Annotated in this window: 28 protein-coding genes; 8 read left to right on the top strand and 20 right to left on the bottom strand. The window is 74.1% G+C overall.

All coding sequences use genetic code 11. The features are described 5' to 3' along the window. Window positions 1-7: 7 nt before the first annotated feature. Together GCE86_RS07125 and GCE86_RS07120 are read left to right on the top strand one after the other, a co-directional pair. Complete coding sequence (locus GCE86_RS07125) at window positions 8-670, top strand: YdcF family protein (protein ID WP_163636868.1); 663 nt, start codon at window positions 8-10, stop codon at window positions 668-670. Window positions 671-722: 52 nt separating this feature from the next. Then, window positions 723-1,646: a 5'-3' exonuclease gene (locus GCE86_RS07120; RefSeq protein WP_154226194.1), complete on the top strand. Its 924-nt coding sequence runs from the start codon at window positions 723-725 to the stop codon at window positions 1,644-1,646. 13 nt (window positions 1,647-1,659) lie between these two features. Here GCE86_RS07120 and GCE86_RS07115 read toward each other — a convergent pair whose 3' ends face one another. Beyond that, on the bottom strand, window positions 1,660-2,544 hold the full coding sequence (locus tag GCE86_RS07115; RefSeq protein ID WP_154226193.1) for an MHYT domain-containing protein: 885 nt from the start codon (window positions 2,542-2,544) through the stop codon (window positions 1,660-1,662). Between the two features lie 162 nt (window positions 2,545-2,706). Further along, entirely contained in the window at window positions 2,707-5,508 is a 2,802-nt protein-coding gene (locus tag GCE86_RS07110) for a DEAD/DEAH box helicase (RefSeq protein WP_154226192.1), read from the bottom strand. An 86-nt stretch (window positions 5,509-5,594) separates the two neighbouring features. Here GCE86_RS07110 and GCE86_RS07105 point away from each other — a divergent pair, with 86 nt between their 5' ends. Together GCE86_RS07105 and GCE86_RS07100 are read left to right on the top strand one after the other, a co-directional pair. After that, window positions 5,595-6,359, top strand: coding sequence for an HAD family hydrolase (locus tag GCE86_RS07105; RefSeq protein ID WP_154226191.1), 765 nt, complete (start codon window positions 5,595-5,597; stop codon window positions 6,357-6,359). Window positions 6,360-6,438: 79 nt separating this feature from the next. Next, window positions 6,439-7,404 (top strand): EamA family transporter, encoded by a 966-nt coding sequence (locus GCE86_RS07100; RefSeq protein WP_154226190.1) that lies wholly within the window; start codon window positions 6,439-6,441, stop codon window positions 7,402-7,404. On the opposite strand, the gene GCE86_RS07095 is transcribed toward GCE86_RS07100, so the two are convergent. From GCE86_RS07095 to GCE86_RS07075, 5 genes are all read right to left on the bottom strand, one after another. After that, the gene (locus GCE86_RS07095) at window positions 7,367-8,293 is read right to left on the bottom strand and encodes a diacylglycerol kinase family protein (protein WP_154226189.1); all 927 of its coding nucleotides are present in this window, start codon (window positions 8,291-8,293) and stop codon (window positions 7,367-7,369) included. The genes GCE86_RS07100 and GCE86_RS07095 overlap by 38 nt on opposite strands. A 59-nt stretch (window positions 8,294-8,352) precedes the next feature. Further along, window positions 8,353-9,396 (bottom strand): zinc-dependent alcohol dehydrogenase family protein, encoded by a 1,044-nt coding sequence (locus GCE86_RS07090; RefSeq protein ID WP_154226188.1) that lies wholly within the window; start codon window positions 9,394-9,396, stop codon window positions 8,353-8,355. A gap of 2 nt (window positions 9,397-9,398) precedes the next feature. Beyond that, entirely contained in the window at window positions 9,399-10,097 is a 699-nt protein-coding gene (locus GCE86_RS07085) for a hypothetical protein (protein WP_154226187.1), read from the bottom strand. Window positions 10,098-10,269: 172 nt separating this feature from the next. Then, on the bottom strand, window positions 10,270-12,321 hold the full coding sequence (locus GCE86_RS07080; protein ID WP_154226186.1) for an amylo-alpha-1,6-glucosidase: 2,052 nt from the start codon (window positions 12,319-12,321) through the stop codon (window positions 10,270-10,272). After that, window positions 12,318-12,686: an SCP2 sterol-binding domain-containing protein gene (locus GCE86_RS07075; protein ID WP_163636870.1), complete on the bottom strand. Its 369-nt coding sequence runs from the start codon at window positions 12,684-12,686 to the stop codon at window positions 12,318-12,320. The genes GCE86_RS07080 and GCE86_RS07075 overlap by 4 nt, the downstream gene beginning before the upstream one ends. 164 nt (window positions 12,687-12,850) lie before the next feature. Here GCE86_RS07075 and GCE86_RS07070 point away from each other — a divergent pair, with 164 nt between their 5' ends. Continuing rightward, on the top strand, window positions 12,851-13,735 hold the full coding sequence (locus GCE86_RS07070) for an ABC transporter substrate-binding protein (protein ID WP_154226184.1): 885 nt from the start codon (window positions 12,851-12,853) through the stop codon (window positions 13,733-13,735). A 10-nt stretch (window positions 13,736-13,745) separates the two neighbouring features. Here the strand turns inward: GCE86_RS07070 and GCE86_RS07065 are convergent, their stop codons facing one another. The 6 genes from GCE86_RS07065 to GCE86_RS07040 form a co-directional block, all read right to left on the bottom strand. Further along, window positions 13,746-14,141 carry a hypothetical protein gene (locus GCE86_RS07065; RefSeq protein ID WP_154226183.1) on the bottom strand — a complete coding sequence of 132 codons (396 nt, stop codon included), beginning with the start codon at window positions 14,139-14,141 and terminating at the stop codon, window positions 13,746-13,748. 132 nt (window positions 14,142-14,273) lie between these two features. Continuing rightward, window positions 14,274-15,227, bottom strand: a complete 954-nt coding sequence (gene tatC / locus GCE86_RS07060; protein WP_154226182.1) for a twin-arginine translocase subunit TatC — start codon at window positions 15,225-15,227, stop codon at window positions 14,274-14,276. 20 nt (window positions 15,228-15,247) lie between these two features. After that, entirely contained in the window at window positions 15,248-15,532 is a 285-nt protein-coding gene (tatA, locus tag GCE86_RS07055) for a Sec-independent protein translocase subunit TatA (protein WP_091308730.1), read from the bottom strand. Between the two features lie 215 nt (window positions 15,533-15,747). Further along, a complete protein-coding gene (locus GCE86_RS07050) occupies window positions 15,748-15,996 on the bottom strand; it encodes a hypothetical protein (RefSeq protein ID WP_154226181.1) in 249 nt (82 codons plus the stop codon). A gap of 10 nt (window positions 15,997-16,006) precedes the next feature. Further along, window positions 16,007-17,014 carry a helix-turn-helix transcriptional regulator gene (locus GCE86_RS07045; protein ID WP_154226180.1) on the bottom strand — a complete coding sequence of 336 codons (1,008 nt, stop codon included), beginning with the start codon at window positions 17,012-17,014 and terminating at the stop codon, window positions 16,007-16,009. Further along, window positions 17,011-18,009: a helix-turn-helix transcriptional regulator gene (locus GCE86_RS07040; RefSeq protein WP_154226179.1), complete on the bottom strand. Its 999-nt coding sequence runs from the start codon at window positions 18,007-18,009 to the stop codon at window positions 17,011-17,013. Before GCE86_RS07040 ends, GCE86_RS07045 begins: the two co-directional genes overlap by 4 nt. Window positions 18,010-18,160: 151 nt before the next feature. Here GCE86_RS07040 and GCE86_RS07035 point away from each other — a divergent pair, with 151 nt between their 5' ends. Both GCE86_RS07035 and GCE86_RS07030 read left to right on the top strand, forming a co-directional pair. Next, a complete protein-coding gene (locus tag GCE86_RS07035; RefSeq protein ID WP_154226178.1) occupies window positions 18,161-19,168 on the top strand; it encodes a cation diffusion facilitator family transporter in 1,008 nt (335 codons plus the stop codon). A 60-nt stretch (window positions 19,169-19,228) separates the two neighbouring features. Next, window positions 19,229-20,314, top strand: a complete 1,086-nt coding sequence (locus GCE86_RS07030; RefSeq protein WP_154226177.1) for a DUF3866 family protein — start codon at window positions 19,229-19,231, stop codon at window positions 20,312-20,314. A 6-nt stretch (window positions 20,315-20,320) separates the two neighbouring features. Here the strand turns inward: GCE86_RS07030 and GCE86_RS07025 are convergent, their stop codons facing one another. From GCE86_RS07025 to pafA, 3 genes are all read right to left on the bottom strand, one after another. Then, window positions 20,321-20,701 carry a carboxymuconolactone decarboxylase family protein gene (locus GCE86_RS07025; protein ID WP_239542996.1) on the bottom strand — a complete coding sequence of 127 codons (381 nt, stop codon included), beginning with the start codon at window positions 20,699-20,701 and terminating at the stop codon, window positions 20,321-20,323. A gap of 289 nt (window positions 20,702-20,990) precedes the next feature. Beyond that, a complete protein-coding gene (locus tag GCE86_RS07020) occupies window positions 20,991-21,212 on the bottom strand; it encodes a hypothetical protein (protein WP_154226175.1) in 222 nt (73 codons plus the stop codon). 63 nt (window positions 21,213-21,275) lie between these two features. Beyond that, window positions 21,276-22,634, bottom strand: a complete 1,359-nt coding sequence (gene pafA / locus GCE86_RS07015; RefSeq protein WP_091265859.1) for a Pup--protein ligase — start codon at window positions 22,632-22,634, stop codon at window positions 21,276-21,278. A gap of 118 nt (window positions 22,635-22,752) precedes the next feature. On the opposite strand from pafA, the gene rfbB reads away from it, so the two are divergent. Continuing rightward, complete coding sequence (gene rfbB, locus GCE86_RS07010) at window positions 22,753-23,730, top strand: dTDP-glucose 4,6-dehydratase (RefSeq protein WP_154226174.1); 978 nt, start codon at window positions 22,753-22,755, stop codon at window positions 23,728-23,730. Window positions 23,731-23,799: 69 nt separating this feature from the next. Here rfbB and prcA read toward each other — a convergent pair whose 3' ends face one another. The 4 genes from prcA to GCE86_RS06990 are packed head-to-tail and all read right to left on the bottom strand — an operon-like array spanning window position 23,800 to window position 26,333. Continuing rightward, entirely contained in the window at window positions 23,800-24,636 is an 837-nt protein-coding gene (prcA, locus tag GCE86_RS07005) for a proteasome subunit alpha (RefSeq protein WP_154226173.1), read from the bottom strand. Window positions 24,637-24,694: 58 nt separating this feature from the next. Continuing rightward, window positions 24,695-25,534, bottom strand: a complete 840-nt coding sequence (prcB, locus tag GCE86_RS07000; RefSeq protein WP_208818080.1) for a proteasome subunit beta — start codon at window positions 25,532-25,534, stop codon at window positions 24,695-24,697. After that, window positions 25,453-26,121 carry an endonuclease VII domain-containing protein gene (locus GCE86_RS06995; protein WP_154226171.1) on the bottom strand — a complete coding sequence of 223 codons (669 nt, stop codon included), beginning with the start codon at window positions 26,119-26,121 and terminating at the stop codon, window positions 25,453-25,455. Before GCE86_RS06995 ends, prcB begins: the two co-directional genes overlap by 82 nt. A gap of 5 nt (window positions 26,122-26,126) precedes the next feature. Then, complete coding sequence (locus GCE86_RS06990; protein WP_073836803.1) at window positions 26,127-26,333, bottom strand: ubiquitin-like protein Pup; 207 nt, start codon at window positions 26,331-26,333, stop codon at window positions 26,127-26,129. Window positions 26,334-26,337 lie beyond the last annotated feature (4 nt).

The following is a 26,337-nucleotide window of genomic DNA, read 5'->3' as shown; positions in this document are numbered from 1 at the left end:
CATGAGTATGAAGTTCCACATCCTCGCCGGCACGCCCGGTCTCACCCTCGAGGACGTCAGTCACCTTCTCGTACCAGGTCGGGGCCGCGCGGAGTCTGGTAGCGGCCTCACCCCGGACGGCATCGACCGGGTACGAACCGCGGGGCAGCTTCACCGGGTGATCGCGAGCAGGGGCGGGCGGATTGTCTGCTCGGGCTACAAGTCGCCGGTGGACACCGCAGGGCGCCGCTGGTCGCCACCCGACTGCCCGGGCGAGTCGTTCATAGGGATTCCAGAGGCCGATCTGATGCGGCGCGAGCTGCTACGGATGGGCATTCCTGCGGCTGCCGTACGGGTCGAGCGGCACTCGATCGACACGGTGACCAACTTCCTGCGATCAGAGTTGGAGGGTCACTTCGGCGATGACGCGCCGGTCGCGATTGTCGCGCAGCGGCAGCACCTGCGTCGAATGCTCTCCCTCATCGCGCCTCGCACACTCCAGCGGCCGTACCTCGGTGTAGTGGTGCCTGAGCCGAAGGTGAGCACGGCGAGCCCAGTTGTCGACCTCGTCAGTAGGCTGGTGCTTCTACACCTCCCGCAAGATCCGGACCAAGCGGTGCGCGTCGCGACCGATCGCGCCGCACTCATCTGGCGGATTGCGCGCGTGGCCGGCCTACGCCGGTATCCGTGAGCCGGATCAGTTCGTCCCCCACCTCGTCGGTGGGCTGTGCCAGGCTGTCGGCGTGGCGAACCGACCCCCGATCCTGCTGATCGACTCCCCGAGCCTCTACTTCCGCGCCTACTTCGGCATCCCCGAGTCGGCGGCGAAGACGGCCGACGGCCAGCCGGTCAACGCCGTCCGTGGCTTCCTCGACATGCTGGCCCAGCTCGTGCGCACCCGGCGGCCCGACCGGATGGTCTGCGCGCTCGACCACGACTGGCGGCCGGCGTGGCGGGTGGAGCTGCTGCCGTCGTACAAGGCGCACCGGGTCGCGCCGCAGGGCGGCGAGGTCGTGCCGGACACCCTCTCCCCGCAGGTGCCGATGATCCTCGAGGTCCTCGACGCGCTCGGCATCACCGCGGTCGGCGCCACCGGTTACGAGGCCGACGACGTGCTCGGGACCCTCTCGGTGACCCAGCCCGGCCCGGCCGAGGTGGTGTCCGGCGACCGCGACCTGTTCCAGCTCGTCGACGACGCGCGTCAGGTGCGCCTGCTCTACGTCGGCCGGGGCGTGGCCAAGCTCGACGACTGCGACGACGCCGCGGTCCGCGCCCGCTACGGCGTGCCCGCCGACCGCTACGCCGACTTCGCGGCGCTGCGCGGCGACCCGAGCGACGGCCTGCCCGGCGTGCCGGGGGTGGGCGAGAAGACGGCGGCCCGCCTCATCGAGCGCTACGACGGCCTGCCCGGCATCCTCGCCGCGCTGGACGACCCGGGCTCGGGATTCGCCCCGGGGCTGCGCACCAAGCTCAACGCCGCCCGGGACTACCTGGCCGTCGCGCCCAAGGTGGTCCGGGTCGCCCTCGACGTGCCGCTGCCGGAGCTGCCCACCGCGCTGCCCACGGCACCGGCGGATCCCGACCGGCTGCTGGAGCTGGCCGAGCGCTGGAACCTGGCCGGCTCGTGCCGTCGCCTCGTGGACGCGCTCGCCCTGCCCTGTCCCTGACGACCGAAGGCGATCAGCGTCGCCCGGTGTCCCGGCGGGACGGGAACGGCGTGCCCGGCTGGCCCAGCGTCGACCGGGCCCGCAGGCCCACCGGGTCCGGCGCCGGCTCCCCCGCGGCGCCCGGCACCGCCCCGTCCTGCCGTGCCGCCAGGTACGCGGCACCGGCCCGGTCGTCGTCGGTCGGCGCCGCGAGCAGCGCGTAGACCAGCCCGACGACGCCGAAGACCACGGCCAGGATGATCGGCACGAGCAGGCTGCCCACCTCGGTGCCGGTCAGCTCGCCGCGCCGCTCGTGCGGGTGCACCGACAGGGCGCTCATCCCGGTGAAGTGCATGCCGTTGACGGCGATGCCCATGACCAGGGCGGAGACGGCGATGGCCAGGCCCCGGCGCACGGTCATCGAGAGCCAGAGCGCCACCGTGGCCGCCACGACGGCGATGGCCACGGAGAGCCCCACCCGGGCCCGGTCGTAGCCGAGGGTGCCGTCCAGCCGCATGGCGGCCATCCCCGTGTAGTGCATGGCGGCCACACCGGCGCCGGTGAACAGGCCGCCGGCGATGAGCCGGACCGCCGACAGCCGGCCGGTGCCCACGATGGCCAGGCCGATGCCGACGGCGGCCACGGCGATCGCCGTGCTGGCGGCGGTCAGCGGGACGTCGTACCGGATCCGGGTGCCCTCGACGGCGAAGCCGAGCATGGCCATGAAGTGCATGGCCCAGATCGCCGTACCGCCCAGCGACCAGGCGGCCAGCAGCCCCCACCAGGCGCGCTGGCCGGCGCCGGTGGCGGTCCGGATCCGCCCGGCGCAGACCAGCCCGATCACCGAGCCGAGCACGGAGAGCGCGTAACTGAGCGTGGGGGTGATCCACCCGTACTCGAAGTGATTGATCTCTGCCATGACGGCCTCCCCCCAGTTGGGCTACCGGCGCGTAACACTTGCGCCTCGGCAATCATCGGGGTTCCGCCGAACGCGTGTGACACCACCCCCCGGTCGTGTCGGGCGGTGGTGTCACAGTGACGGAGCGTGCGTCGATTCTCCGGCCACGCTGACCGGAACCGATCAGGCGGCGGCGTGGTAGGCCAGCACCCCGCGGTTGACCTCGGCGATCGCCTGCCGGGCGGTGGCACGCAGCTCGGTGGAGGCGCCGCCGGAGTCGGCGAGCTGGCCGAGCAGGTCGACCACCTGGCGGGCCCAGCGGACGAAGTCACCGGCCGGCATCTCGCCGTCGAACTGGTGCCCGCTGGCCAGCACCTTGGCGAGGGCCTCACCGCGGGCCCAGCGGTAGATCGGCCAGGCGAAGCCGAGGTCGGGCTCGCGGGTGACCGTCAGGCCGCGGGAGGCCTCGTCCGCCTCGATGTCGCCCCACAGCTTCAGCGTCTCGTCGACGGCGTCGGCGACCGCGCCGCGCGGCAGCGACGCCCGCTCGTCGACGTCCCGGCGGGCCTCGAAGACCACCACCGAGACGGCGGCGGCCAGCTCGGCCGGGGAGAGCCCGTCCCACACCTTGCGGCGCAGGCACTCGGCGACGAGCAGGTCGGCCTCGGTCCAGATCCGGCCCAGCATCCGGCCCGCGTCGGTGACCTCGCCGTCGGCGGACAGGTAGCCGCGCGCGGTCAGCAGCGCGACGATCCGGTCGAAGGTGCGGGCCAGCGAGCCGGTCCGCCCGGCCACCCGCTGGCGCAGCTCCTCGGTGTCGCGTTCCAGGCGGCGCCGCCGCTCGGCCCAGCGGGCGTGCTCCTCCCGGTCGGGGCAGGCGTGGCAGGGGTGCCGGCGCAGCTCGGTGCGAAGCTGGCTGAGCCGGTGGTCCTCACCGACCGCCTGCCGGGAGCGGCCACCCCGGCGGCCGCCGTGCCGGTCGAGGCCGGTGCCGCTGACCTCGGCGGCCAGGTCGCGCCGGGCCGCCGGCGAGCGGTGGTTGAAGTGCTTGGGCACCCGGATCCGGGCGAGCACCTCGGCCGGGGTGGTGAAGTCGCCGGGGCTGACCCGCCCGGCCCACCGGTCCTGCGTGAGAACCAGCGGGCGGGGCTCGCCGAAGCCGCCGGTGGCCGGGTCGAGCACCACCGCCAGGCCGGCCCGCCGGCCCGACGGCACCCGGATGACGTCGCCCACCCGCAGCCGCTCCAGCGAGGCCACGGCCGCCGCCTTGCGCTGGGTCTGGCCCTGGCGCGCGATGGCGCGCTCCCGGTCGGCGATGGCCACCCGCAGGGCGAAGTACTCGTCGAAGTCACCCTGGTGGCAGGCGGCCTCGGCGCCGTACGCCTCGATGGTCTCGGTGTTGCGCTGCACCTGCCGGGCCAGCCCGACCACCGACCGGTCGGCCTGGAACTGCGCGAAGGAGGACTCCAGCAGGGCGCGCGCCGGCTCCGCGCCGACCGTGCCGACCAGGTTGACGGCCATGTTGTAGGAGGGGCGGAAGCTGGACCGAAGCGGGTAGGTGCGGGTCGAGGCGAGGCCGGCGACGTGCCGCGGGTCGGTCTCCGGCGACCAGACCACCACGGCGTGCCCCTCGACGTCGATGCCGCGCCGGCCGGCCCGCCCGGTGAGCTGGGTGTACTCCCCCGGGGTGAGGTCGACGTGCGCCTCGCCGTTGAACTTGACGAGCCGCTCCAGCACCACGCAGCGGGCCGGCATGTTGATGCCCAGCGCGAGCGTCTCGGTGGCGAAGACCGCCTTCACCAGGCCGCGGACGAACAGCTCCTCGACGACCTCCTTGAACGCGGGCAGCATGCCAGCGTGGTGGGCGGCGAGCCCGCGCTCTAGCCCGTCGAGCCACTCCCAGTAGCCCAGCACGGTCAGGTCCTCGCCCGGGATGGCGGTGATCCGCGCCTCGACCACCTCGCGGATCTCGGCGCGCTCCTCGGGCGAGGTGAGCCGCAGCCCGGCGGCCAGGCACTGCTGGACGGCCGCCTGGCAGCCGGCCCGGCTGAAGATGAACAGGATCGCCGGGAGCAGGTTCTCCCGGTCCAGCCGCTCGACGATGTCGGGGCGCATCGGGCCCCGCCAGCGCGGCCCCCGCCGGCCGGCGCCGGGACCGGCGCTGCGCCCCTCCCCCAGCTCCAGCCGGCGCACCGTGTCGCGGGTGTAGCGCAGCAGCTCGGGGTGGACGTCGTGCTTGCGGGCCGCGTCGGCGTCGTGGAACAGGTCGAACATCCGCTTGCCGACGAGCATGTGCTGCCAGAGCGGCACCGGGCGGTGCTCGCTGACCACCACGGCGGTCTCCCCGCGGACCGTGACCAGCCAGTCGGCGAACTCCTCGGCGTTGGAGACGGTGGCGGAGAGCGAGACGAGGGTGACCGACGCGGGCAGGTGGATGATCACCTCTTCCCACACGCCGCCGCGGAACCGGTCGGCGAGGTAGTGCACCTCGTCCATCACCACGTAGGCCAGGCCCTCGAGGGTGGCCGACCCGGCGTAGAGCATGTTGCGCAGCACCTCGGTGGTCATCACCACCACGGGCGCGTCGCCGTTGATCGCGTTGTCGCCGGTGAGCAGGCCGACCTGCTCGGCGCCGTAGCGGTCGACCAGGTCGTGGTACTTCTGGTTGGACAGCGCCTTGATGGGCGTGGTGTAGAAGCACTTGCGCCGGGTGGTCGGCCCGCCGCCCCCGTCGGCGGCCGCCGGCTTCCCGGGCGTGCCGCGCAGCGCCAGGTGTACGGCGAACTCGCCCACCACGGTCTTGCCGGCGCCGGTGGGGGCGCAGACCAGCACACCGCTTCCCCGTTCCAGGGACTCGCACGCCTCCCGCTGGAAGTCGTCGAGGTCGAACCCCAGGTCGCGGGCGAATTCGTCCAGGGCCGGGAAGGCGGAGGCCTGCGCGGCCCGGCGGCGCGCCGCGGCGTACCGCTCGGCGGGGCTCGACATGTCCCCAAGATTAATCGGTGCGCACGACGACCACCGGCCAAGGCCGTCCGGCAGGTGGGTCGGAGCGGGTCGGTAGGGTGCACGACGTGCCGGATCATGCCCAACCGCCCCGAGTCTCGCGCGGCGCCGACGACGCCGTCCGCCCGAGCCCGTCCCGTCGGCCCGTGGAGGCGGTGCTCTTCGACTTCCACGGCACCCTCGCGCAGGTGGAGGAGCCCCGCGAGTGGGTGCTCGCCGCCGCGGCGGCCTGCGGGGTCGAGCTGGACCGGGTGCGCGCCACGGCGCTGGCCGACCGGCTGCTCACGGCCGGCCGGGCGGGCGGGCCGCTGCCGGCCCGGGTGCCGCCCCGGCTGGCCGAGCTGTGGTCCGACCGGGATCTCTACCCGCACGCCCACCGGGGCGCCTACACCGGGCTGGCCGAGACGGTGGATGCCGGCATCGACGGGTTCGCCGACGCGCTCTACGAGCGGGTGCTGGTTCCCGAGGGCTGGGTGCCGTACCCGGACACCGAGCCGGTGCTCGGCGCGCTCCGGGAGGCCGGGGTGAAGGTGGCGGTGGTCAGCAACATCGGCTTCGACCTGCGGCCGTTGTTCGCCGCCTGGAAGCTGGACGAACTCATCGACGCCTGGGCCCTGTCGTACGAGGTGGGGCGCTGCAAGCCGGACCCGGGGATCTTCCTGCGGGCGTGCGGCATGCTCGGGGTGGACCCGGAGCGCACGCTCATGGTGGGTGACACCCGCGCCGACGCGGGTGCGGTGGCCGCGGGCTGCGCCGTGCTGGTGCTGCCCTGCGCGGACCCGGGCCGGCCGAACGGGCTGGGCGCCGTGCTGGACCTGGCGCTGCGGAACTGACGGCACCGGGCGGCCCGGGGGCCTGGACGCCGGGCGGCCCGGGCGCATCGCGGCTGGCCAGCGGCGCTAGCGTAACGGCATGACGCCCGACCGCTCCTTTCGTCCCCGGGTCACCGGACGGCTCTCCGGCGGCCGGCTCGGCGCGGTCGGGCTGGTGCTCGGCGGGGCGCTCTCGGTGCAGTTCGGCTCGGCGGTGGCCGCGCTGCTGTTCCCGCGTACCGGGGTGGCCGGCGCGGTCACCCTGCGGCTGACGATCGGCGCGCTGCTCATGCTGGCCGTGTGCCGCCCCCGGCTGCGCGGGCACGGCCGGGGCGACTGGGCGGCCGTGGTCGCCTTCGGGCTGGCCCTGGCGGGCATGAACTCGATCTTCTACCAGGCGATCGAGCGGATCCCGCTGGGGCCCGCCGTGACCCTGGAGGTGCTCGGGCCGCTGGCGCTGTCCGTGGTCACCGCCCGGCGGCTGGCCGCCTGGTGCTGGGCCGGGCTGGCGCTGGCCGGCGTGGCCCTGCTCGGCCAGGGCGGGTTCGACCGGCTGGACCCGGTCGGCGCCGCGCTGGCGCTGGCCGCGGGCGCGCTGTGGGCCGCGTACATCGTCTGCTCGGCCCGGGTCGGCGGGCGGTTCCCGCGGGCCGACGGGCTGGCCCTGGCGCTCGCGGTGGCCGCGCTCATCACCCTGCCCGTCGGGTTGGTGGGCTCGGGCGGCCGGCTGTGGCACCCGGCGGTGCTGGGGCTCGGCACCGGGCTGGCCCTGCTCGCCTCGGTGCTGCCGTACACCCTGGAGCTGCTGGCGCTGCGGCGGCTGCCCACGGCGACCTTCGCCGTGCTCATGAGCCTCGGGCCGGCCATCGCCGCGCTGGCGGGATGGCTGGTGCTCGGCCAGGCGCTGCACCCCGTGGAGGTGCTCGCCATCGCCCTGGTGATCGCCGCGAGCATCGGCGCGGTACGGGCCGGCACCCCGGCCGCCGCGCCGCCGCCCGCCGGGCCGGGCGCCGAGGGCGGCGCGCTGGTCAGCGCAGCAGCCGCACCGCCGCCGGCACCGCGCTGACCCGCACGGGAAGGTCGAACGCCCGCTCCCCGTCGACGTACGTGGTGATGCCCTCGGCGTCCAGCTCGACGGTCCGGGCCCGGTAGCTGCGCACCAGCGGGTGCGTGACGTGGGTGCCCTGGTAGATGCGGGGCTTGACCCGCATGAGGGTGCGCCGGTCGAAGCGGCCGCCCACCACCACGTCCAGCAGGCCGTCGTGCGGGTCGGCGTCGGGGCAGATGCGCATGCCCCCGCCGTAGCTGGCCGCGTTGCCGACCGCCACCAGCACGGCGTCGACCTCGTGGGCCACGCCGTCGAGGCGCAGCCGGTAGCGGCGCGGCCGCAGCCGGGCCAGCTCGACGAGGATGGCCAGGTCGTAGCGGCGCGGGCCGCGCGGCCAGCGCATCCGGTTGGCCCGCTCGTTGACGATCGCGTCGAAGCCGGCGGCCAGGACGGCGCCGTACCAGCGGTCGTCGCCGCTTGGGGTGGTGAGCCGGGCCAGGTCGACCGGGTGGGTGCGGCCGGCGTGCAGCGCGTCGGCGATCACCGCCACGGCGGCGAGGGGGTCGGCCGGGAAGCCGGTGTCCACGGCGAAGTCGTTGCCGGTGCCGGCGGGCACCGGGCCGAACGGCACCGCCGTGCCGGCGACGGCCTGCAACGCCCGGTGCACGGTGCCGTCCCCGCCGACGGCGACCAGCGCGCCGGCGCCGCCCGCGACCGCGGCGTGGCACGCCGCCTCCGCCTCCTCCGGGGTACGCGCCGACAACAGCTCCACCGGCCGGCCGGCGCCGCCCAACCCCTCCAGCAGCCGGGGCAGCAGGCCACGGTGCCGTCCCCGGCCGGCGGTCGGGTTGGCGAGCACGGCCACCGGGCCGGGCGGTACATGATCGTGCGCGGTCACGGCGAGCACCGTACGGCACGAACCACGCCGCTCACCAGGGGCGACACCCCCACCCCGGCCGCCGTGGCTCAGAACGTGATGCGCACCTTCAGCGCGGTCCGCTCGTCCATGGCCCGGTAGCCCTCCGGCACCCCGTCGAGGGTCACCGACCGGTCGAAGACCGGGGACGGGTCGACGGTGCCGTTCAGCACGTCGGCCAGCAGCTCCGGGATGTACGCCCGGGCCGGCGCGACGCCGCCGGCGACGGCCACGTTGCGGTCGAACATCTGCTGGATGTCCACACCGGCGCTGCCGCCGTGCGGTACGCCGACGTAGCCGACCGCCCCGCCGTCGCGGGCAATGGAGATGGCGGTCCGCATCGAATCCTCGGTGCCGACCGCCTCCAGCACGGCGTGCGCGCCGTACCCCCTGGTCAGCTCCCGCACCGCGGCGATCGCCGCCTCGCCGCGCTCGGCGACCACGTCGGTGGCCCCGAAGGAACGGGCGATGTCGGTGCGGGCGGCGTGCCGGCCCAGCGCGATGACTCGCTCCGCGCCGAGCCGCTTCGCGGCGAGCACGCCGCAGAGCCCGACCGCGCCGTCACCGACCACGGCGACGGTGGCGCCCGGGCGGACCCGGGCGGCGAGCGCCGCGTGGTGGCCGGTGGCCAGCACGTCGGAGAGCGCCAGCAGCGCGGTGAGCAGCCGCTGGTCGCCGGCCGCCTCGTTGGGCAGCTTCACCAGGGTGCCGTCGGCGTGCGGGACCCGGACGGCCTCGCCCTGGCCGCCGTCCGAGCCGACGGAGCCCCAGAAGCCGCCGTCCGGGCAGGAGGTGTGCAGCCCTTCGCGGCAGAAGTCGCAGGTGCCGTCGGACCAGACGAACGGCGCCACCACGAGGTCACCGACCCGCACCGAGCCGACCTCGGCACCGACTGCCTCGACCACGCCGAGGAACTCGTGCCCGATGCGCTGACCCGGCTGCCGCTTCGCCACCCCCCGGTACGCCCACAGGTCGCTGCCGCAGATGCAGGCCAGCACGGTGCGGACGACGGCGTCGGTGGGGGTGCGGACGGCGGCGTCGGGCACCTCCTCGACCCGGATGTCGTTCGGGCCGTGGATCACGGTGGCGCGCATGGTCAGCGCACCACGAGCGGCTTGGTCGCCGGGTGCACGCCGTCGCCCTTGACCTTCAGGGTCCACCCGCCGACGTCGACGAACGTCACGACCGCCACGGCCGTCCCGTTCGCCGCCACCTTGACCTCCGCGGCCCGCTTGCGGTCCGGGTTGAGCACCTCCAGCGTCCCGGCGCCGGTGGTCTTGTTGGTCACCTTGAACTGGATCTTCTCACCGGGCTCGGCGATCAGCCCGTCCGCGCCGGTGATCCCGGCCCCGGTCAGCTCGACGGCGACCTCCCGGTCGTACGCCGTCTCGGCCGCGGCGCTGGCCACGGTGCCGTCGTCGGAGACCGTGATCCGGGACCGCACGCCGTCGCCCTGCCGGCCGGGCTTGCAGGCGACCTCGTACAGGCCGGTGGCGAGGGTGGCACTCAGGTCGCCGGTCTTCCCCGGTGCGACCTCCGCCGTCTCGGCGACCACCTTGGTGAACCCCTTCCGGGTACGGCCGTACAGGTAGACGCCGGTGGCCTGCTGCCCCCGGTTGGTGACCGCGAAGGTGACCGCGCCCGGAGTGAAGAGGGTGGTGGCGACCTCGCAACTGGTGTCGGTGGCGGTCACCGGGACCTGAGTGCCCTCCGGGGTGGGGTCGTCGTCACCGCAGGCGGTGAGGGCGGCGGTGGCGCAGATCGCGACCACGACGGCGGCGGTACGGCTCTTCATCGGCTCTCCGAGGCGGAGGTCAGCGTGCTGACCAGGACGGACGCCGACAGTCACCCCGGTGCACCGCCCGGGGGGACTTCGGCGGAGTCAGCAGAGTCTAAGCACTCCCGACGTCCTGGCAAGGGCAACGGTTGGCGCGGCCGGCGGCACCGGCCGCGCGGCGTGACGCGGGTCAGCGGTCGACGTGGGCCAGCCCGCTGCCGATCACGTCCCGCCGGCCCCACCGGCCCGGCACGTCGAGCAGTTCCACGCGCCCGAACCGGGGCGGTACCCGTGGCGCCATCAGCAGGTGCTCGCCGGCCGCCTCCAGGCCGAGCAGGGCGCGCAGCAGCAGGAACGGGGCGGCCGTCGCCATCGCCTGCGGATTGTTCGCCGTCGGATAGCGCACCGGATACCCGGTCAGCTCGCGCGGGTAGCCGGCGAACGCCTCGGGCAGCCGGCCCTGGAAGTACCGGGACACGTCCACGATGGCCTCGGCGACCCGGCCCGCCTCCTCGGCGAAGCCGTACCGGCGCAGGCCCCAGGTGATCAGCGCGTTGTCGAACGGCCACACCGCACCGACGTGGTGGCCGAGCGGGTTGTACCGCTCCTGTCCGGTGCCCAGGGTGCGGATCCCCCAGCCGGAGAAGAGCCGGGGCCCGACCAGGTGGCCGGCCACCTGCGCGGCCCGCTCCGGCGGGACGATGCCACTCCACAGCAGATGGCCCATGTTGGACGCCAGCGCGTCGACCTGCCGGCCGTCGCCGTCCAGGGCGAGCGCGTAGTAGCCCCGGTCGCCGATCCAGAAGTCCCGGTCGAAGCGTTCGCGCAGCACCGCGGCCTCCCGCTCCAGCCGGTCGGCGTACGCCGGGTCGCCCCAGAACTCCCGCGCCATCCGCGCGCCGCGCAGCTTCGCGTCGTACGCGTACCCCTGGAGCTCGCAGGTGGCCAGCGGCGGGCCGGGCAGCCGCCCGTCGGCGTGGCAGATCGCCTCCGGCGAGTCCTTCCAGCCCTGGTTCGCCACCCCCGAGCGCTCGTTGCGCCGCCGGTAGCGGACGTAGCCGTCGCCGAGCAGGTCGCCGTACTCGTCGATCCACCGCAGGGCCGCCCGGGCCTCGTCCTCGAACTCCCGCACCAGGTCGGCGTCGCCGGTCCACCGCTCGTACTCGTCGAGCAGCATCACGTAGAGCGGGGTGGCGTCGGCGCTGCCGTAGTACGGGGACTCCGGGCGTTCCTCGAAGGCCACCATCTCCCCGTACCGGAACTCGCGGAGGATCTTGCCGGGCTCCTCGTCGCGGAAGTCGTCGAGCACCGCGCCCTGGTCGATGCCGAGCATCCGCACCGTCGCCGACGCCAGTTCCGGGGCGACCGGCAGCGCCATGAAGCTGGTCAGGATGCTGTCCCGGCCCGTGATGGTGGCCGCCCAGGGCAGCCCGGCGGCGGGCATCACCTGGTCGGGCAGCGTCAGCGGCGAGTAGCGCAGCGCCGCCAGGTCCACCAGGCTGCGCCGGTAGACGTCGGTCAGCGCCTCCCAGTCGCAACTGAGCTGCGGTGCCCGGGACATCCACCCGGCCAGGTCGTCCTGCCGCTCGTGGAGGCGGGCCCGGGGCCGCCGCTCCAACCGGTCCCGGGCGTCCACGCCGTCCGGGCACAGCACGAGCGACCGGACCCGCAGCTCCACCGTCCAGGCCTCCTTGGGGTCCAGCCGCACGGTCCAGGTGAGAGCCCGCCCGTCCACCCGCACCGGTTCGCTGCTGGTCACCATCGTCTCCCGCTGGAACCTCTCCCGCTGGTAGCCGAGGCGCAGCCCGCGCTCCTCGCTGCGGCGGTAGAGCCGTCCCGGCGGCGAGCGGTCGACGCTGACGCCAAGGATCGGCGCGAAGTCGCTGTCCACGTCGAGCCGGACGGTGAAATCCTCCGGCGCGTGATGGTGGTTGAACACTGTGAGGCGCTCCTCGAACACACCCCCGTTGATCGTCCGCTCCCGGATCACCGACGACTTGGCGTCCACGTAGTGCGTCGGTGCGCCCGGGACCAGGAAGAAGCGCAGGTGGAGGTGGTCGCGCTCGGCGGTGGAGAGCACACTCAGGCGGTCCCCGTTCAGGGTGAGGCGCCAGACCGACAGGAACCGGGTGTCGAAGTCGAAGAAGCCGACCGGGTTGGCCGTGGTCGCCTCGATGTCGCCGTTGTCGTCGCTGAGCACGAAGACGTTGCCGTCCAGCACGCGGACCAGGTTCGGGTTCACCCGGGGTCCCCGGTGAGGGCTCGTGGATGCCGTGCCCCGGACGGCGCCGCGAAGAGCCGCTCCAGCAACACCACGAACCGGAAGTGCCCCTCGGCGGTGAACTCGTTGCGCAGCCAGGCGGGGAGCGGCTTGGCCTCACCCCGGCACATCCGGAGGAAGAAGTCGCGCCGGGTGCGGATCACCGTGTCGGCGTGCCGCGCCCGGCGGTCCACGGCGATCCGCCCGTGCTCGATGGTCAGGTGCCAGACGTCGAGCCCGTCAGGCCCCTCCAGCTCGAACCGGATCGTGCCGGCGGTGCGGCGCAGCAGCCGCCCCGGCGGCTGCCGGGCGAGCTGCCCGAAGAACGCCTCGATCGGATCGGACACCGCACCGCCTCCCGGAAGAGGGACGTCGCGCCGCCGGCACCGATGCTCGGCGGGCCGCCACGACGGACGCGTCCGCACCGCCTCGGGCGCCGCCCCAGACTAACGCCGCGCCCCGGCCCGGACCCGGGGATCGGGGGAACTGCGGCGACCGGCAGGATGACGGCATGCGCCTCGTCTCGCTGCTCCCCGCCGCCACCGAGATCGCCTACGCCCTGGGGCTCGGCGACGACCTGGTCGGGGTCACCTTCGAGTGCGCGGTGCCGCCCGCGTACCGGTCCGGCACCACCGTCGTGGTGGGCGGCCGGGACACCCAGGGCATGAGCCCGGGCGAGATCGACGCCTACGTCAAGGGCCAGCTCGCCGCCGGCGCGGACCTCTACACCCTGCACGCCGGGGCGCTCGCCGGGCTCGATCCGGACCTGATCCTCACCCAGGACCTGTGCCGGGTCTGCGCCCTGCCGTCGGGCCGGGTGGCGGACGCCGTGGAGCACCTCGGCTGCCGGGCGGAGGTGCTGTCGCTCGACCCGTACACCCTGGCGGACGTGCTGGGCACGATCCTGGCCGTGGGCGCGGCGGCCCGGGTGCCGGACCGGGCGGAGGCCCTGGTGGACGGGCTGCGGGCGCGGCTCGCGGCGGTCCGCGCGGCGGTGGCCGGCCGGCCCCGGCGGCGGGTCGCCGTCGTGGAGTGGGTGGACCCCCCGTTCGGCGCCGGGCACTGGATCCCCGACCTCGTCGAGGCCGCGGGCGGCGAGCCGGTGGCGACCAGTCCCGGGGCCCGGTCCACGCCGACCACCTGGGCGGCGCTGCGGGCCGCCCGGCCCGAGGTGGTGCTGGTCGCGCCGTGCGGCTTCCACCTGGACGGGGCCGCCGCCCAGGCCGCCGAGGTGGCCGGGCACTTCCCCGGCGCCGAGATCTGGGCGCTCGACGCAGACGGGCTGGTCGTGCGGGCCGGCCCGCGCCTGGTCGACGGCACCGAGGCGATCGCGGCGATCCTGCACCCCGACGCCGTGCCCGCCCCGCCGGAGGGCGCGATCCGCCGGGTGGCCTGATCCCGGCCGGTCAGCTCGTGCGGCGGGCCGGACGGCCGTCGCGACCGAGCGGGGCGAGCCGGCGCCAGCGGGGCAGCTCGGTCAGCAGGGTGGCCGCCGCCAGCAGGGTGACCGTCACCGCGACCGGCCGCGGCCAGGCCGCCCAGGCCCCGAGCACCGCGGCGACCAGTTGCAGCAGCACCAGCGCGACGGTGACCAGCCCGGGCACCGGCACGATCGCGTGCCGCTTGTCGCCGGGGGTGGCGAAGACGGTGGGCAGGCCGATCAGCAACACCACCGAGGCGACCGCCAGCACCACGGAGTGCGGAGCGAGGGCCCAGGGGGCGGCGACCCAGGCGACCAGTTCGGTGAGGAAGCGCAGCGCCGAGGGCAGGTCGGTACGGCCCGCCCGGTCGTTGTCGATCATGGTCGCCAGTATGCCGAGCCACCGGGCCCCACGGTGTCCCGGAACCCCGCTCGCCGTGTTCCGGCCACCGCACGCACGAACGCCGCCCCCTGCGGCGGGGACGGCGTCCGGGTCGTGCTCGGGCGGAACCGGTCAGGTCATGTCGTCGTAGCGGCGCTCGATCGGCGCCGGCGCGGCGATCGGTTCGGGTGCCCCGACCGGAGTGGCGGCCTCGACCCCGCCCGCGGCACCGACCGGCTCGACGGACAGGTCCAGCGGCGACACCTCGTCGTCGGCCAGGTCGGCGTAGACCTCGCGTCCCCGCCCCCGCCGCCGGTCGTTGATGAAGGCCACCCCGACCGCGCCGAAGTAGAGCGCGGCGAGGCAGATCGCCAGCGCCGTCATGCCGAACGGGTCGGGCGTCGGCGTGACCACCGCGGAGAACGCGAAGAACACGAAGATCGCCACCCGCCACCAGCCCAGCAGCCGCTTGGCGCTGGCCAGCCCGACGAAGTTGAGCATCAGCACGATCAGCGGGAACTCGAACGCCACCCCGAACAGCAGGATCAGGTTCGTGACGAAGCCGATGTAGCGGGTGATGTCCAGCGTCGTGGTGACGTCGCCGCCACCCGACACGTTGAGCAGGAACTCCAGGCCCTTGGAGGTGACGAAGAACGCCAGCACCGCACCGGCCGCGAACAGCGGCGCGGCCAGGGCGGTGAAGAAGTAGGCGTAGCGCCGCTCGTGCCGGTGCAGGCCCGGCGCGATGAACGCCCAGAGCTGGTAGAGCCAGATCGGCGCCGCGATGATCAGGCCGACCCAGAGGGCGACCTTCATCTGCAACAGGAACAGGTCGGCCGGACCGAGCTGGACGAAGTTGCAGGTGCCGTTGACGAGCCGCGCCTTCGGCAGGTCGCAGTACGGCTTCTGCAGGAGGTGCAGCACCGGCCCGGAGAGCCAGACGCCGAAGCCGAAGCCGACCAGGATCGCCAGCGACGCCCGGAACAGCCGGTTACGCAGCTCACGGACGTGCTCGATGAGGGTCATCGAGCCGTCGGCGGCCCGCTCGAACGTGCTCGGGCCGCGCTTCTTCAACCCGAAGGCCACGATGGTGGGGCCCTCTCGGGTCAGTTCTCGCGGACGCGCTGCACCGGGTCGACCGGCGGGGCGACCGGCTGCTGCTGCGGCTGCGCGAACTGCTGCTGCTGCGGCGGGAGCGGCTGGTAGCCGGACTGCGCGTCGGCCTTCTCGGCCAGGTCACGGTCGTCGTCGTGCAGGCTCTTGGTCTCGGCCTTGATGATCCGCAGCGAACGGCCCAGCGAGCGGGCCGCGTCGGGGAGCCGCTTCGCGCCGAAGAGCAGGATCAGCACGACCACGAGTACGGCGATGTGCCACGGCTTGAGGGCACCCATGGGAAGCTCCAGTCGCTCTGTGTCGGTGAGGGTGGTCGGAGCCCATCGTACGTGCGTCGAAGGCGGTTGCCACCCTGCCGGGCCCCCGGTTGCGGGCCTGGTCGGTGAAGTCTCGGCCAACCCGGAGTGTCCCGTCAACCACCCGCGGGGGCGCAATCGTGCGCGGATCCGCCCGCGAACGCGCAGCTACCGAACAGCGGACCGACCGCCGTCGATCACTTCCCGCGGCTGGCCTTGATCAACGCGATCCGCTCCTGCGCGACGGTCGCCCGCTCCTGGAGCGACTCGGCCCGCGCCTGGAGTTCCTCGGCGGCGGACCGCAGGGACTCCGCCTCGGTAGCGCGCCGCTGGAGGGCCAGCGCCGCCCGGCGCAGCCGGGGCAGACGCGCCAGCACCGGCCGGACCGCGAGGGCCAGCACGATCAGCGCGAACAGCACGACCCCGAGCACGATCCACGTCACCACGGCGGTCAGCCTACTGGGTGGCGCCGGCCACCGCCGGGTCGGCGCGGTCGACCGGAATGGCGTACGCGTCGAGCGCGGCGGCCGCCTGGGCCCGCACCTGCTCGGCCAGCTCGGTCGGCGCGACCACCGTCACGTCGGGCCCGAGCCCGAGCACGAACCGGCGGGCCCAGCCCAGGTCGGTGACCCGCAGCGACACCAGCCACTGCTCGCCGTCGGCCTCGACCCGCTCGCACGGGTAGTACTCGGTGATCCACCGCTCCCCCCGGCCGATCCGCAACGTGATCAGCGGCAGGTCCGGCGAGGGGCGGAACACCCCGTCGCTGAGGTCGTGCGGGCGGGCCTGCGGCGGCACCACGGCCTGCTCCGCCAGCTCGGTGACCGCGTCGATCCGGTCGGCCCGGAACAGCCGGACGGCCTCGGCCCGGCGGCACCACGCCTCCACGTAGGCCCGGCCGCCCACCATCAGCATCCGCAGCGGGTCGATGGTGCGCTCGGTCGTCTCGTCACGGGCCGCCGTGTAGTAGGTGATCCGCAGCGCCCGGCCACGCTCCACGGCGGCGCGCAGCTCACGGACCCGGGCCGTGTCGCCGGGCAGCCGCACCTCGACCGGGGCGCCGGCCAGGTCACCGGCCGCGCTCTCGATCTTGGCGAGGGCCCGCTCGACCGCCTCCCGGTTGGCCACGCCGGGCGTCTCGGCGAGCATCCGCAGGGCCACCACCAGGGCCAGCGCCTCGTCCGGGGTGAGCCGCAGCGGGCGGTCGATGCCGGCGTCGTAGGTGATCGTCACCCGGTCACCGTCGAACGCCATGTCGATCAGGTCACCCGGGCCGTAACCGGGCAGCCCGCACACCCAGAGCAGCTCCAGGTCCTCGCGGAGCTGCTTCTCGGTCACCCCGAGGTCGTGCGCCGCCTCGGCGATCTCGATGCCGGGGCGGGCCAGCAGGTAGGGCACCAGGTTGAGCAGCCGGGCGAGCCGGTCCGCCGAGGCGCGGCCACCACGGGCCGCCGGGCGGGTCACCGGGCACCCCCGGCCACGGCCAGGTCGTCGTGGCGGGCCGCGATCTCCTTCAGCCGCTGGATGACCGCCTCACGGACCTCCGGCGGCTCCAGCACCCGCACGTCCGGGCCGTAGCCGACGATCTGGCCGGCCAGGTAGTCGGCGTCGGCGTAGGGCAGGACCAGGTGGTCGCCGTCCGGCCCGGCCTGGGTCTCCACCGCCCAGCGGCGCAGGCCCGCGGCGCGGCCGGGTGCGACCAGCACGGTGGCCCGCCCGGTGCGCTCCACCGGCCCGGACCAGCGGGCCACGTGACTGATCAGGTCCACCCCGGCGGGCGGCTCGTAGGCCTCCGGCCGGCCGGTCACCCGGACCGCGCCCACCACTCGGGAGAGCCGGAAGCAGCGGGTCGCCGCCCGGTCCAGGTCGTGGCCGACCACGTACCAGCGGCCGCGCCAGCAGACCACGCCCCACGGCTGTAGCCGGCGCCGGGTCGGGGCGTCCCGGTCGGGCACCCGATAGTCGAAGTTGACCTCGCGCCGGTCGCGCGCGGCGGCGGTCAGCGGGGCGAACGCCGGGTCGACCGTGACCATCGGCTCCAGGCCCAGCGTGGCCTGCGGGTCCACGTCGATGCCGGCGGCGCGCAGCTTGGCCAGCCCCGACGAGGCGGCGGCGGCCAGGCCGGCGTGCTGCCACAGCCGCGCCGCGATGCCCACGGCGGCGGCCTCGTCCGGTTCGAGGGGGATGTCGGGCAGGGCGTATTCCCGGGGCGCGATCCGGTAGCCCGGCTCGGCGTCGAAGACGCTGGCCGTGCCGGTCTCCAGCGGCACCCCGAGTTCCCGCAGCTCGGCCTTGTCCCGCTCGAACTTGCGCTGGAACGCCTCGTGGTCCTTGGCGTCGTCCGGATCGTGCTCGTAGCCGGGCACGGTCGCGGCGATCTGCGCGGCGGTCAGGAACCGTCGCGTGGACAGCAGGCAGATCACCAGGTTGACCAGGCGTTCGGTACGGGTCCGCGACACGTGGGAAACGCTAGCAGCCCGCACGTCCGCAGCGCGCACCCGCGCGGGCGCGGCGCGCGCGAGTCCCGCCGCCGAGGCGATCCGCACCACACCGCCCGGCCCCCGCGCCGCTCGCCGCGCGGGGGGCCGACGGCGGCCATAGGGTGAGCGCATGGCGGAGCCGGAAATCAAGAGCGAGAGCGTCGGCACCGTCGTGGTGGCCGGCGCCGCGAACCTCGCCATCGCGATCGCCAAGCTGGTCGCGGGCCTGCTCTCCGGCTCCGCGGCGATGCTCTCCGAGGCCGCCCACTCGGTGGCCGACACCACCACCGAGGTCCTGCTCTACCTGGCGCTGCGCCGCGGGGCGCGGCCCGCCGACACCCGGCACCCCTTCGGGTACGGCAAGGAGAGCTACGTCTGGGCGTTCCTCGCGGCCCTGTTCACGTTCGTGGTCGGCGCCGGCTTCGCCATCACCCACGGCGTGACCACCATCCTCGTGCACGAGCACACCGGCGACTACCTGGCCTCCTACATCGTCCTGGCCATCTCGTTCGCCATCGAGTCGGTGTCGCTGGCCCGGGCGGTCCGGCAGGTCCGCAGGGAGTCGCGCCGCTGGCGGGCCAGCCCGCACCGCTACCTGCGGCTGACCGCCGACACCACGGTCAAGGCGGTCTTCCTGGAGGACAGCGCCGCCCTCATCGGCCTGCTGCTCGCCGCGGGCGGGCTCACGCTGTCGCACCTCACCGGCGACGAGGTCTACGACGGCGTCGCCTCGATCCTCATCGGCGTGCTGCTCCTGATCGTCGCCGGCATCCTGGCGCGCAGCAACATCTCGCTGCTGGTCGGCCGGGCGGTGTCCGACCGCGTGCACCGCCGGATCGAGCAGGAGCTGGCCGGGCTGCCCACCGTGAACCGGGTCGACACCCTCATGACCATGTTCCTCGGCCCCGAGGAGATCCTGGTCGCCGCCAAGGTCGACTTCCACGACGACGCCACGGGCGCCGACATCGAGGCCGCCGCCGATGAGGCCGAGCGACGGCTCACCGACCGGTACCCGGAGATCGGGTACGTCTTCCTCGACCCCACCCGCTCGAGGCGCGGCAGCGACGGGCACCGGGCCCGCACCACCCAGGACGAGGACGAGCGGGCCGTGGACCAGGAGCCCGGCGGGGTGCCCTGACCGGCGGCCCGGCCGACCCGGCCACACCCCGGCCCGGCGGCGGCCGATAGCGTGCCGGGCATGGTGCGATGGCGGTCCGGCACGGTCACGGCGGTACGGCGACGGTGGGCCGGCGCCGTGGAACTCGACGTCGACCTGCCCGGCGGCGGCCGGATGCGCGCCCTGGCCTACCCCGGGCTGGTCGGCGACCCGGAGCCCGGCGACCGGGTGCTCCTCAACGCCGGCGCCCTGCTCATGGGCCTCGGCACCGGCGGGTACGCCCTCGTCGTCGCCCTGCCCGACCGGCTCCCCGCCGACCCGCCGCAGGCCACCGACACCCGCGACGCCGGGCACCTCGTCAAGGCCCGCTACACCCCGCTGCAGCCGATCCTGCTCGGGGTGGACGAGGAGGCCTCCCCGCACCACGCGCGGCTGGCCGCCGCCGAATCCGTCGACGGCATGCCGGTGGTCACCGCCGACCTGCATTCCGCGCTGCCGGCGATCCTGGCCGGCGTCCACGCCGACGCCCCGGACGCCCGGGTGGCCTACCTGCTCACCGACGGCGGGGCGCTGCCGGCCTGGTTCTCCCGCACCCTCGCCGGGCTCGCCGGGCACCTCGCCGGCACGGTCAGCGTCGGCCAGGCGTTCGGCGGCGACCTGGAGGCGAGCACCCTGCACAGCGGCCTGCTCGCCGCGCGGCACGTGCTCGGCGCCGACGTCGCGATCGTCGCCCAGGGCCCCGGCAACCTCGGCACCGGCACCCGCTGGGGCTTCTCCGGAGTGGCCGTCGGCGAGGCGGTCAACGCGGTCGCCACGCTGGGCGGACGCCCGGTCGGCTCGCTGCGCCTCTCCGACGCCGACCCGCGCCCCCGGCACCGTGGCGTCTCCCACCACAGCCTCACCGCGTACGGCCGGGTGGCCCTGGCCCCCGCGGAGCTGGTCGTGCCGGACGGCCTGGACCCGGCTCTCGCCGCCGAGGTGGCCGCCGCGCTGGCCCCGCTCGCCGCGCGGCACCGGATCGTCACGGTGCCCACCGACGGCCTGGACGCGGCGCTGCGGGCCAGCCCGGTCGGCCTGTCGACGATGGGGCGCGACCTCGACGGCGACCACGCCTACTTCCTGGCCGCGGCCGCCGCCGGCCGGCACGCGGCCCGCCTCCTCGGCTGAGGCCGGTCAGCGCGTCGCGTAACCGTGCGCGACGATATGCTCGGCGGCCCGGGTGTAGCCCGCCGGGTCGGCCGGTGCCACCGTGCCCAGCCCGTCGACGTAGCGGTTGAACATGCAGAAGGCGGCGGCGATCAGCACCGCGTCGTGGATCTCCAGGTCGGTGGCGCCCTCGACGCGGGCGGCCTCCACCAGCTCGGTGGTGACCTCCCGGCCGCTGCGCTGCACCGCCCCGGCGATCCGGAGCAGGGCCCGTAGCTTCGCCTCAACCGGCGCCGCGTCCAGGTCCTCGCGGACCTGCCGCACCAGCGGCATCCCCGCCGGTAGCTGGGCGGCCGCGAACGCGGAGTGCGACTCGCAGCAGAACGTGCAGGCGTTCAGATCCGACACGTACGCGGCGATGAGTTCCCGCTCCCCCTGGCTCAGCGTGGGATGCGGGGCGTGCAGCAGTGCGTCGGCGAGGTCCTGGAGCAGCGCGCCGGTCTCGGGGCGGTAGCGGGCCAGCCCGTTGATGCCGGGGTGGGCCTGCTCGTCCAGGCCGAGGTCGATGTGTGCGATGACGTCACGCTCCCTCGTCGTCGGCCGGGAGCACGCGGCGACATCCGCCGGTTCACCCGTGGGCCATACCCGAGCATGGTGCGCGGCGAGGCGTCAAGGCCCCGGCTCGGCGACTGGCGCCTCAGCCGGCCAGGAAGATCAGCGCCAGCCAGGCGCCCACGATCAGCACCAGCGCCGCCGCCAGCACCCAGGTCGGCACCGTGAACTCGCCGCGGCGGTTGCGCTCGATCTCGGCGCGGATCTTCTCCCGGCGCCGGTCGATCCAGTTGAGCTTCTCGGTGCCGCCGTCACGGCCGGCGGGCGTGTCGCGGCCGGGGCGGCCGGCAGGTTCGGAAGTGTTCATCGCGACGCCAGCGTACCCGTGGGTGCGGCGGCCGGCGCCCCGGCACCGGCCGCCGAACCCGGGTCACATGCTCGCGATGAGCCGTTCCACCCGCTCGTCGTACGCCCGGAACGGGTCCTTGCACAGCACCGTGCGCTGGGCCTGGTCGTTCAGCTTGAGGTGCACCCAGTCCACGGTGAAGTCCCGCCGCTTCTCCTGGGCGTGCCGGATGAACTCGCCGCGCAGCCGCGCCCGGGTGGTCTGCGGCGGGGTCTCCTTCGCCTCGAAGATCTCCGGGTCGGTGGCCACCCGGTCGACCTCGCCGCGCCGTTCCAGCAGCCCGTAGAGGCCCCGGCCGCGCCGCAGGTCGTGGTAGGCCAGGTCCATCTGCGCGACCCGGGGGTGCGACAGCGGCAGGTCGTGCTTGCGCTGGTAGCGCTCGATCAGCCGCAGCTTCGTCACCCAGTCGATCTCGCGGGCCACCGGGTCCAGGTCACCGGTCTCCACGGCCCGCAGCACGCGGCCCCAGAGCTCCACCACCCGCTTCGCGGTCTGGTCCCCACCCCGGCGCTCGACGAACTCCGTCGCCTTCGCCAGGTATTCCTGCTGGATCTCCAGCGCCGAGACCTCCTTGCCGGAGGCCAGCCGCACCTTCCGCCGGCCGGTGATGTCGTGGGACACCTCGCGGATCGCCCGGATCGGGTTCTCCAGCGTGAGGTCCCGCATCACCACACCGGCCTCGATCATCCGCAGCACGATGTCGGCGGTCCCGACCTTCAGCAGCGTCGTGACCTCGTTCATGTTCGAGTCGCCGACGATCACGTGCAGCCGCCGGTAGCGCTCGGCGTCGGCGTGCGGCTCGTCCCGCGTGTTGATGATCGGCCGGCTGCGGGTGGTCGCCGAGGAGACGCCCTCCCAGATGTGCTCGGCCCGCTGCGACAGGCAGTAGACCGCTCCGCGCGGCGTCTGGAGGACCTTGCCCGCCCCGCAGATCAACTGACGGGTGACCAGGAACGGGATCAGCACGTCGGCCAGGCGGCCGAACTCGCCGTGCCGGGACACCAGGTAGTTCTCGTGGCAGCCGTACGAGTTGCCGGCCGAGTCGGTGTTGTTCTTGAACAGGTAGATCTCACCCGCGATGCCCTCGTCGTGCAGCCGCTTCTCCGCGTCGACGAGCAGCCCCTCCAGGATCCGCTCCCCCGCCCGGTCGTGGGCCACCAGGTCGGTCACCGAGTCGCACTCCGGCGTCGCGTACTCCGGGTGCGAGCCCACGTCCAGATAGAGGCGGGCTCCGTTGCGCAGGAACACGTTGCTCGACCGGCCCCACGACACCACCCGCCGGAACAGGTACCGCGCGACCTCGTCGGGGGACAGTCGGCGTTGCCCGCGATAGGTGCAGGTGACGCCGTACTCGGTTTCGAGGCCGAAGATTCGCCGCTCCATGATGTGACATTAGCCGCCCGGAGCCCCGGATGGGCAGCGCTCAACCCGGTGGTCTCATCCGTACCGGGCCGGGCATTCCCCGCGTCCGCGGATCCCACCGCCGGGTACGGTCCCAGCCGTGAGAATCCTCGTCACCGGCGGCGCCGGCTTCATCGGGTCGGCGTACGTCCGGCGGCTGCTCACCGGCGCCGAGCCGGACCTCTCCCCCGGCGCCGTCACCGTGCTCGACGCCTGGACCTACGCCGCCACCGACGGCGCCCTCGACCCGGTCCGCGCCGACCCGCGGCTGCGAATCGTCCGCGGCGACATCCGCGACGCCGCCCTGGTCGACGCCACCGTCGCCGGTCACGACACCATCGTGCACTTCGCCGCCGAGTCGCACGTGGACCGCTCCATCGCCGCCGCCGCCGACTTCGTCACCACCAACGTGGTCGGCACCCAGATCCTGCTCGACGCGGCCCTACGCCACGGCGTGCGCCGCTTCGTCCAGGTCTCCACCGACGAGGTGTACGGCTCCATCGCCACCGGCGCCTGGACCGAGCAGACCGCCCTCGACCCCAGTTCCCCGTACTCGGCCAGCAAGGCCGCGGCGGACCTGCTCGCCCTGGCCTACCACCGCACCCACGGCCTCGACGTCGTGGTCACCCGCGGCGCCAACACCTACGGGCCCTACCAGTACCCCGAGAAGATCATCCCGCTGTTCGTCACCAACCTGCTCGACGGGCACGACGTGCCCCTCTACGGCGACGGCGGCAACGTCCGGGACTGGCTGCACGTCGACGACCACTGCCACGGCGTCGCGCTCGCGCAGACCCGCGGCCGGGCCGGCGGCATCTACCACCTGGGCAGCGGCGACGAACTCACCAACCGGGACCTCACCGGCCGGCTGCTCGCCGCCTGCGGCGCCGGCTGGGAACGCGTCCGGCCGGTCGCCGACCGCAAGGGCCACGACCGCCGGTACGCCCTCGACACCACCACCACCCGCCGTGAGCTGGGCTGGCACCCGACGGTCGACCTCGACGCCGGGCTGGCCGCCACGGTCGACTGGTACCGGGCCAACCGCGCCTGGTGGACGCCGCTGAAGCCGCACCGCTGAGCCGGTGATCGACTCCAGGTCGGCGAGTGGCGGCTTCCAGCCCGCGGCGATACCGCCACCACGCCGGTGTCAGTCGCCGGGCTGCTCCTCCTGCGACTGGCCCTCCAGGTCCGCCGAGCCCGCCGACGTCGTCGGCTTCTTCGCCTCCTCGGTCGGCACCGTCGGGGTCTTCGCCCGCCCCGGCGCCGGCGCCGCGTCCGCACCCGCGTCGCCGTCCAGCAGCGCGGTCAGGGCCGCCCCGGTGATCCGCCGGAACGTCCGCCCCACCCGGCGCCGGTCCAGGACCGCCACCTCCAGCTGGTTCGCCGCGATCGTGCGGGCCGCCCCGCCCTCGCCGCCGACGCTGCTGAGCGCCTTCACCGCGGCCCGGACCGCCTCCGAAAGCGACATCTCCGGCCGGTGCTCGTTCTTCAGCACCCCGGTGATCGCCTCGGCCTGACCGCCCATCGCCATCCGGCCCGGCTCGTCGTTGACCGACCCGTCGTAGGTCAGCCGGTAGAGCGCGTCGTCCTCGGGCGTGGCGCCCACCTCGGCCACGCAGATCTCCACCTCGAACGGCTTCGACTGCTCCGTGAAGATCGCGCCGAGGGTCTGCGCGAACGCGTTCGCCAGGCCGAGCCCGGTCACGTCCCGCCGGTCGTAGCTCAGGCCGTTCAGGTCGGCCATCCGCACCCCGGCCCGGCGCAGGTTCTCGAACTCGTTGTACCGGCCCACCGCGGCGAAGCCGATCCGGTCGTAGATCTCACTGACCTTGTGCAGGGTGCTGGACAGGTTCTCCGCGACGAAGAGCACCCCGCCCTCGTAGCTCAGGACCACCGCGCTGCGGCCCCGGGCGATGCCCTTGCGGGCCAGCTCGGAGCGGTCGCGCATGATCTGCTCGGGCGAGGCGTAGAACTGCATGGCCACGGCGGCGGTTCTCCTTCGGGCGTTGTGCTGCGGACTGCTGACTCAGGTGGGAGCGGGGTCAGCCGCCCGGGTTCTCCATCCGGCCGGACACCACGCCCTCGGCGATCGCCGCCGTCTCGGCGTCGGTGAGCCGGTGCGTGCCCTCGGCCGTCGCGGTCATCACCACCGGGTAGATCCGGCGGGTCAGGTCCGGGCCACCGGTCGCGGTGTCATCGTCGGCCGCGTCGTAGAGCGCCTCGACGGCCAGCCGGGTCGCGTCGTCGATCGACAGGCCCGCCCGGAACCGCTTCTTCAGCGCCGACTTGGCGAACAGCGAACCGGAGCCGATCGCGTCGTAGCCGGTCTCCTCGTAGGGGCCGCCCGTCACGTCGAAGCTGAAGATCCGCCCGGCCCGAGCCGGGTCGGCGGCGGCCAGGTCGAAGCCGGCGAAGAGCGGGATCACGGCGAGGCCCTGCATGGCGGCGCCCAGGTTGCCCCGGATCATCGAGGCCAGCCGGTTGGCCTTGCCGTCGAGCGAGAGCATGGCGCCCTCGATCTTCTCGTAGTGCTCCAGCTCCACCTGGAACAGTCGCATCAGCTCGATGCCGATGCCCGCGGTGCCGGCGATGCCGACCAGCGAGTACGCGTCGGCCGGGTGCACCTTCTCGATGTCCCGCTGGGCGATCAGGTTGCCCATCGTGGCGCGCCGGTCGCCGGCCATGACCACACCACCGCTGGCCGAGATGGCCACGATGGTCGTCGCGTGCGGCGCCATGTCGGCGGCCATGCCCGGCGGCAGCGGCCGACGGCCGGGCAGCATTTCAGGAGCCACCTTGCTCAGGAACGCGGTGAAGGAGGACGTCCCCGCGTTGGTGAACACATCTGGAAGACGCCCGGATGGATCAAAACCCGCTGCCACGTGGTTCCTCTCAGGTACGTGATCGCCCTGGCCAGACTCTCGGGGCTGTCCTTGAACTGACCAAGACCACCGTTGCAGTTGAAGCAGAGTATCCCGCGCACCCATCCGGTGCGATGATCGTGGTCCAGGTGTTGCGGATCTTCGCCGCCGCAGATCGCGCACACGCCGCCCTGCTCAGCGAGAAGGTCCTGAAACTCCTCTTCCCCCACGCCGTAGCGCCTCCGCAGGTGGTATTCACGGGTGCCGCCGTAGAATCGCTGAGCCGTCTCCCTGCCGCGGGCGTTGTGGCAGGGCTTGCAATAGCTGTGCCGTCCACTCGCGTTAGTGGTGCGAGGGAAGTCCTCGACCGGTTTGATCTGCTCGCGGTCAGGACACCACTTCAGCCCGTCCGTCACCGGCACGGCGGCCTTCCTTTGCGGCTCGATCCCGCGCTTGCGGCGGCTCGCCTCGGAGCGGGCCGCCGCACAGGTTTTACAGTAGAACGCCAAGCCGTCCGCACGTCGCCGGTTGCGGTGGAACGCCGATGTGGGCAGCGACCGGCCGCACTGGGGGCAGGGCTTGTCCGACGCCTCCGGCAAATCGGACATAAGCCTCATTGACCCCCTTTCTGGACGTACCCCCTCACGAACTCTTCTGCGTTCTCCTCCAGGACGGAGTCGATTTCGTCGAGCAGGTCGTCGACGTCCTCGGTGATCTCGGCGTGCCGCTCGGCAACCTCGGGGTTGGCCTGCGCGGTGACCTCCTCGACCTCCTCGTGGGACTTGCCGGACTGGGTCTGCCCGCCTTCTTGGGTCGCCATGGTG

This window comes from Micromonospora terminaliae (assembly GCF_009671205.1).
In the GTDB taxonomy this organism is placed as follows: Bacteria; Actinomycetota; Actinomycetes; order Mycobacteriales; family Micromonosporaceae; genus Micromonospora; species Micromonospora terminaliae.
This window is presented reverse-complemented; position numbering and strand designations above follow the sequence as displayed.

What these genes read in the sequence shown, in the direction of transcription:
- GCE86_RS06990 (WP_073836803.1), bottom strand. Translation starts at nt 26,333, where the DNA reads ATGGCGACCCAAGAAGGCGGGCAGACCCAGTCCGGCAAGTCCCACGAG.
- GCE86_RS07070 (WP_154226184.1), top strand. Translation starts at nt 12,851, where the DNA reads ATGCGCCTCGTCTCGCTGCTCCCCGCCGCCACCGAGATCGCCTACGCC.
- pafA (WP_091265859.1), bottom strand. Translation starts at nt 22,634, where the DNA reads ATGGAGCGGCGAATCTTCGGCCTCGAAACCGAGTACGGCGTCACCTGC.
- tatA (WP_091308730.1), bottom strand. Translation starts at nt 15,532, where the DNA reads ATGGGTGCCCTCAAGCCGTGGCACATCGCCGTACTCGTGGTCGTGCTG.
- GCE86_RS07100 (WP_154226190.1), top strand. Translation starts at nt 6,439, where the DNA reads ATGACGCCCGACCGCTCCTTTCGTCCCCGGGTCACCGGACGGCTCTCC.
- GCE86_RS07065 (WP_154226183.1), bottom strand. Translation starts at nt 14,141, where the DNA reads ATGATCGACAACGACCGGGCGGGCCGTACCGACCTGCCCTCGGCGCTG.
- GCE86_RS07030 (WP_154226177.1), top strand. Translation starts at nt 19,229, where the DNA reads ATGGTGCGATGGCGGTCCGGCACGGTCACGGCGGTACGGCGACGGTGG.
- GCE86_RS06995 (WP_154226171.1), bottom strand. Translation starts at nt 26,121, where the DNA reads ATGTCCGATTTGCCGGAGGCGTCGGACAAGCCCTGCCCCCAGTGCGGC.
- GCE86_RS07035 (WP_154226178.1), top strand. Translation starts at nt 18,161, where the DNA reads ATGGCGGAGCCGGAAATCAAGAGCGAGAGCGTCGGCACCGTCGTGGTG.
- GCE86_RS07085 (WP_154226187.1), bottom strand. Translation starts at nt 10,097, where the DNA reads ATGAAGAGCCGTACCGCCGCCGTCGTGGTCGCGATCTGCGCCACCGCC.
- GCE86_RS07125 (WP_163636868.1), top strand. Translation starts at nt 8, where the DNA reads ATGAAGTTCCACATCCTCGCCGGCACGCCCGGTCTCACCCTCGAGGAC.
- GCE86_RS07115 (WP_154226193.1), bottom strand. Translation starts at nt 2,544, where the DNA reads ATGGCAGAGATCAATCACTTCGAGTACGGGTGGATCACCCCCACGCTC.
- GCE86_RS07090 (WP_154226188.1), bottom strand. Translation starts at nt 9,396, where the DNA reads ATGCGCGCCACCGTGATCCACGGCCCGAACGACATCCGGGTCGAGGAG.
- GCE86_RS07020 (WP_154226175.1), bottom strand. Translation starts at nt 21,212, where the DNA reads ATGAACACTTCCGAACCTGCCGGCCGCCCCGGCCGCGACACGCCCGCC.
- GCE86_RS07110 (WP_154226192.1), bottom strand. Translation starts at nt 5,508, where the DNA reads ATGTCGAGCCCCGCCGAGCGGTACGCCGCGGCGCGCCGCCGGGCCGCG.